General features: G+C 70.1%; 6 protein-coding genes. 1 reads left to right on the top strand and 5 read right to left on the bottom strand.

Annotated features, from left to right (window positions below):
• A partial coding sequence (locus P409_RS26370) for an AraC family transcriptional regulator (RefSeq protein WP_034845420.1) occupies positions 1-541 on the bottom strand: 541 nt, incomplete at its 3' end.
• Between the two features lie 132 nt (positions 542-673).
• On the opposite strand from P409_RS26370, the gene P409_RS26365 reads away from it, so the two are divergent.
• The gene (locus P409_RS26365) at positions 674-1429 is read left to right on the top strand and encodes an SDR family NAD(P)-dependent oxidoreductase (protein WP_034845418.1); all 756 of its coding nucleotides are present in this window, start codon (positions 674-676) and stop codon (positions 1427-1429) included.
• A gap of 165 nt (positions 1430-1594) precedes the next feature.
• Here the strand turns inward: P409_RS26365 and P409_RS26360 are convergent, their stop codons facing one another.
• The 4 genes from P409_RS26360 to P409_RS26340 form a co-directional block, all read right to left on the bottom strand.
• On the bottom strand, positions 1595-2485 hold the full coding sequence (locus P409_RS26360) for a DMT family transporter (RefSeq protein WP_034845416.1): 891 nt from the start codon (positions 2483-2485) through the stop codon (positions 1595-1597).
• 422 nt (positions 2486-2907) lie between these two features.
• The gene (locus P409_RS36450) at positions 2908-3564 is read right to left on the bottom strand and encodes a tetratricopeptide repeat protein (protein ID WP_052121423.1); all 657 of its coding nucleotides are present in this window, start codon (positions 3562-3564) and stop codon (positions 2908-2910) included.
• Positions 3565-3701: 137 nt separating this feature from the next.
• Positions 3702-4571 (bottom strand): polyprenyl synthetase family protein, encoded by an 870-nt coding sequence (locus P409_RS26345; RefSeq protein ID WP_052121422.1) that lies wholly within the window; start codon positions 4569-4571, stop codon positions 3702-3704.
• Between the two features lie 33 nt (positions 4572-4604).
• Positions 4605-4856: an exodeoxyribonuclease VII small subunit gene (locus P409_RS26340; RefSeq protein WP_034845411.1), complete on the bottom strand. Its 252-nt coding sequence runs from the start codon at positions 4854-4856 to the stop codon at positions 4605-4607.
• Positions 4857-5054 lie beyond the last annotated feature (198 nt).

Genomic DNA, 5054 nt, shown 5'->3' with positions numbered 1-5054 from the left:
GCCAGCCGAGGCGCCGGATCGCCGCCCCGTGCCGGCCCGCCAGCAGCCAGTAATGCATCTCGCGCACCAGCTGCGCCTGCAGCACCGGCACCGATGCCGGGCGATCGAGCAGCCGCATCAGCCGCAGCGCCGCATCGGCCACCTCGGCGTCGGTCGGCTCGACCCGTACGGGCGGAAGATCGGCGCCGGTCACGGCACTCATCTGCGTCACCAGATCCGCAATGACCGCCGGGTCGAGCTCCAGCACCAGCGAGAGATAGGGTGCGGCAACGCTCGCCCGCGTGATCTGGCTGACGGTCGGAACATCCGCCGCGATCAGCAGCGTATCGCCGGCGGCGAAGGCGAAGCCCTCGGCCCCCATCGCCACGTGCTTGCTACCCTGCACCACAAGGCAGGCCAGCGGCCGGGAGATCGCATAGTCGAGACCGCTGGGCGCGGTCGCGCGCACGATCGTCAGCCCCGGGATCGGGGCCTGTGCCGTGCCGGTCGGTCCGGCATGGTCCCGCGCGTAGCGCCCGACGGCATCGAGAAGGGTGGTCACGGCCCGATCCTACCCGGTCCGGTCAGTCGCAGGACCATTTTTGGAGGATCAGGCAAGGAACGTCGAGGTTCCGGCAACCACGGCCGGCAGCCGGCCCCGATATCGGAATGGTCGTTCCACAGGAGCATGACCATGACCAAGATCGCTCTCGTCACCGGCGGCAGCCGAGGCCTCGGCCGCAACACCGCGCTCAGCATCGCCCGCCGCGGCGGCGATGTCATCCTCACCTATCGCAACGGCGCCGCGGACGCCGAAGCCACGGCCGCCGAGATCCGGGCAGCGGGGCGCAAGGCGGCGGTGCTGCAGCTCGACACCGGCGACGTCGCCGCCTTCGCGGGCTTCGCCGAGCAGCTGCGGACGGTCCTGCGCGAGACCTGGGGGCGCGAGACCTTCGACCACCTGGTGAACAATGCCGGCCATGGCGACCACGCCCTGATCGGCCAGACCACCGAGGCGCAGTTCGACGGGCTGGTCAACGTCCACTTCAAGGGGGTGTATTTCCTGACCCAGGCGCTGCTGCCGCTGATCGCGGATGGCGGCCGCATCGTCAACCTGTCCTCCGGCCTGACCCGGACGACATTTCCCGGCTATGCCGCCTATGCCGCGGTGAAGGGCGCGGTCGAGGTGCTGACCCGGTACATGGCCCGGGAGCTGGGCGGCCGCGGCATCGCGGTCAACACCGTGGCGCCGGGCGCGATCGAGACCGATTTCGGCGGCGGCGCCGTGCGCGACAACCCCGAGGTCAACCAGATCTTCGCCGGGATGACCGCGCTGGGCCGCGCCGGCCTGCCCGACGACATCGGGCCGATGATCGCGAGCCTCTTGTCCGAGGAGAACCGCTGGGTCAATGCCCAGCGGATCGAGGTCTCCGGCGGCCAGGGGATCTGAGAGGCCGCCTGTAAATGCTACTGGCGCGGCCGTCTGACGGCGCTTTCTGCGCTTCCGGTGCTCACGGACTATAACGTCCGCTGCGCCGGTTCTCGAAACCACCGCCAGCCGACTCACGCCAGCGCATTTCCAAACGGCCTCTGGGCGGGTCGCGGGCGTCGGCCCCTACCCGCCCTTCAGCTGCCGCTCGCGGTAGTAGATGAACAGGCCGGAGGCGATGATCACCAGGTTGCCGATGATGATGGTCGGCGTCGGCACGTCGCCCCACACCGCCCAGCCCAGCGCGGCGGCGATGACGATGGTCGAGTACTGGTAGGGCGCGACGACCGCGGCCGGAGCCAGCGACAGCGCCTTGTTCATGCACAGATGCGCGCCCATCGCCACCACGCCGAGGCCCAGCAGCAGCGCCCAGTCGAAGCCGGTCGGCGGCACCCAGGCGAAGGGCACGGTGGCGGCGCCGGCCAGGCCGGTGCCGACGATCTGGTAGGTGATCAGGCCCAGCCCGCCGGTGTGGCGGACCCGGCGGGTGACGATCAGGACCAGGCTGAACAGCGTGGCGCCCGCCAGCGCGATCAGCGCCGAGGACGACAGCGCCGCGCCGGTCGGGCGCAGCACGATCAGCACGCCGACGAAGCCGATCAGCACCGCCGCCCAGCGCCGTGGGCCTACCTTCTCGCCCAGGAGCGGCACCGACAGCGCGGTGACGATCAGCGGCGCGGCCATGTAGAAGGTCATCACGTCGGCCAGCGGCAGGCCGCGCACGGCGAAGTAGAAGGTCGCGACCTCGAGCGCCATCAGGGCGACGCGCAGCAGGTTCATCCAGGGCTGGTCGGGCGCCAGCAGGCCGCGGATGCCGCGGATGATCCAGGGCAGCAGCAGGACGAAGGCGCCGATGCTGCGGATCAGCAGCACCTGGCCGACCGTGTAGTCCGCCACCAGCCACTTGCCGAGCGCGTCGTTGAAGGTGAACAGCGACATGCCGAGGAAGAACAGCAGGATCCCGGTCCCGTGACCGCCTTCCGTCCCGTCCAGCTTCTGGGCGCCGATCGCCGCCATTCCCGCGTTTCCCCGATCCGTTCGCTTCTCTCTGCCCGAGGAATTTGTCCGACAGAAGCGGAAAGGCTGGAGGGCGGGCATGCAGGGGTGTTGGGGGGCGGGCAGGAGAAACCAACCAATCGCTAAAGTGAGTCCCCCCTCCCCTCGCGGGAGGGGGCTAGGGGGAGGGGGTTCTCTCCGTTTGCGTCGGCACGGGATATGCCATCCCCGGTGACAACGGAGACGAGCATGACTCTTTCACGCGCGGACGCGCGCAGCCCCCTCCCCCTGCCCCCCTCCCGCAAGGGGAGGGGGGACTAAGAAGAGAAGCGTTTGCGCCCTTTTGGAACGGCCTCACGCCGCCTGGCCCAGCCCCTGCTTCGCCTCGTCGATCCAGGCCTTGTTGATGGCGCGGTAGCTGCGGGTCGACTTGCCGGCGCGGGTCAGGATCTCGCGCCACAGCGTCTCGGCCGCGGCATGGTCGCCGCGCTCGGCCTCGGCCCGGGCCAGCCAGGCGCGGACCTCCTCGCCGGCGAAGACCGGCAGCAGCTGGCGCAGCAGCGCGATGCCGTCGTCGTAGCGGCCATCATGCACAGCGCCCGGGCGTGCACCAGGCGGCGCTTGGAATCGGCGGCCTCGGGGTTGGTCTCCGCCACCTCTTCCAGGACGCCGATCGCGTCTTCCGGCCGGCCCAGCATCAAGAGGGCCTCGGCCCGCAGCCGGCCGAAGGTCGGGTCGTCGGCATGCAGCCCGACCATCGACTCCTCCAGCAGCGGCAGCGCGTCGGCGGGCCGGCCGAGATGCAGCAGCTCCTCGGCCAGCGGCACCTTGTTGGCGGTGGTCGGCAGGTCCTCATGCGCCTGGCGCAGCGCGCGCAGCCGGCGCTCCGGGTCGACCGAATCGACCAGCTGCTTCCGGGCGTCGCGCACCGGCCGCAGGTTCAGCCATTCCGGCAGCAGCTCGACCAGGATATAGGCGGCAATGCCCAGCCCCGGCGCGAACAGCAGGATGTAGAACCAGATGTTCGACCGCCCGGTGCGCAGCGCATGCACCAGGAAGCCGAGCTGGCAGGCATAGATCAGAATGCCGAGATACGGCATGACGGCTCCCCCGAACCCCGCCCCTCGAATCCCCGAGGAGTTATCCGAAATTCGAGGGAACCGTCAACGCAGCGAAGCGGCGGCCTTGAGGCCGCCTTGGGGCACCGAAGCGGACCGCAGTCCTGAGCGTCGGAACCTCAGGCCTTGCGCTCGACCACGAAATGGGCGACGGCGCGCAGCGCATCGGCCCGGTCGCCGAACACGTCGAGGTGGCGGCAGGCCTGGTCGACCAGCATCCGGGCCTGGGATTCGGCTCGCTCCAGCCCGAGGATCGAGACGAAGGTGGCCTTGCCGGCCGCCTGGTCCTTGCCCGGGGTCTTGCCGATCTCCTCGGCCCGGCCGCGGACGTCGAGCAGGTCGTCGGCGATCTGGAAGGCCAGGCCCATGTCATGGGCATAGGCCTGCAGCGCGCCGCGCCGCGAATCCTCGACCTTGCCGAGGATCGCACCGGCCTCGCAGGAGAACTCGAACAACGCGCCGGTCTTCAGCCGCTGCAGCCGGGTGATGGCGCCGATCTCGGTCAGCGGCGTCTGCTCGGCCTGCATGTCCAGCGCCTGGCCGCCGACCATGCCGGCGGCGCCGGAGGCCCGGGCCAGGGCGGTGACCAGGGCGATGCGGACCTTGGGGTCGGCATGGGTCTCGGCGTCGGCCAGCACCTCGAAGGCCTGGGTCAGCAGCGCGTCGCCGGCCAGGATCGCGGTGGCCTCGTCATAGGCCTTGTGGGTGGTCGGCTTGCCGCGGCGCAGGTCGTCATTGTCCATCGCCGGCAGGTCGTCATGCACCAGCGAGTAGCAATGGATCATCTCGACCGCCGCGCCGACGCGCAGGGCGCAGCTCTCGGCCACGCCGAACAGCCGCGCGGACGACACCACCAGGAAGGGGCGCAGCCGCTTGCCGCCGCCCAGCGAGGCGTAGCGGATGGCCTCGGCCAGCGGCGGCTCGCCCGGCTGCGGCTTGGGCAGGACGCGGTCCAGGACGCGCTCCACCTGCGCGCCCGTCTCGGCCATGGCTTTGCTCAGATCAATCGACAAGACACGGCCTCAATCGAAAGTCGCGGGTTTGGCGGTGACGGTGCCGTCGGCGGCGCGCGAGATCGTCTCGACCCGCGCCTGCGCCTCGCGCAGCTTGGCCTCGCAATGGGCGCGAAGCAAGGCGCCGCGCTCATAGGCCGTTATGTTGTCGTCGAGCTTGCCCTGCCCGGCCTCAAGCTGGCGCACGATGGTCTCCAGCTCGGCGAGGGCGTCCTCGAAGCTCAGGCCCGCGATGTCGGCGGGGATCGGTCGATCGGCCATGGGCTGTCCGTTCCTATTCGGGCGGCGACAATAGGCGTGGCGGCAAAAAGAGGCAACCGGGGCTCGGAGATCAACCGGGCAAGGGTCGCCGCCTCACCATTCCTGTCATTGCCGGGCTTGACCCGGCAATCCAGGGGCCACCGGGAGCGGCTCTTGAAAGCCCCTGGATCCTCGGGTCAAGCCCGAGGATGACAATAA

Origin of the sequence: Inquilinus limosus MP06, assembly GCF_000767795.1 — a bacterium.
Taxonomy (GTDB): domain Bacteria; phylum Pseudomonadota; class Alphaproteobacteria; order DSM-16000; family Inquilinaceae; genus Inquilinus; species Inquilinus limosus_E.
This window is presented reverse-complemented; position numbering and strand designations above follow the sequence as displayed.

Bases quoted from the DNA above. Each gene is read 5' to 3' on its own strand.
- P409_RS26365 (WP_034845418.1), top strand. From the start codon at position 674: ATGACCAAGATCGCTCTCGTCACCGGCGGCAGCCGAGGCCTCGGCCGC.
- P409_RS26360 (WP_034845416.1), bottom strand. From the start codon at position 2,485: ATGGCGGCGATCGGCGCCCAGAAGCTGGACGGGACGGAAGGCGGTCAC.
- P409_RS36450 (WP_052121423.1), bottom strand. From the start codon at position 3,564: ATGCCGTATCTCGGCATTCTGATCTATGCCTGCCAGCTCGGCTTCCTG.
- P409_RS26345 (WP_052121422.1), bottom strand. From the start codon at position 4,571: ATGGCCGAGACGGGCGCGCAGGTGGAGCGCGTCCTGGACCGCGTCCTG.
- P409_RS26340 (WP_034845411.1), bottom strand. From the start codon at position 4,856: ATGGCCGATCGACCGATCCCCGCCGACATCGCGGGCCTGAGCTTCGAG.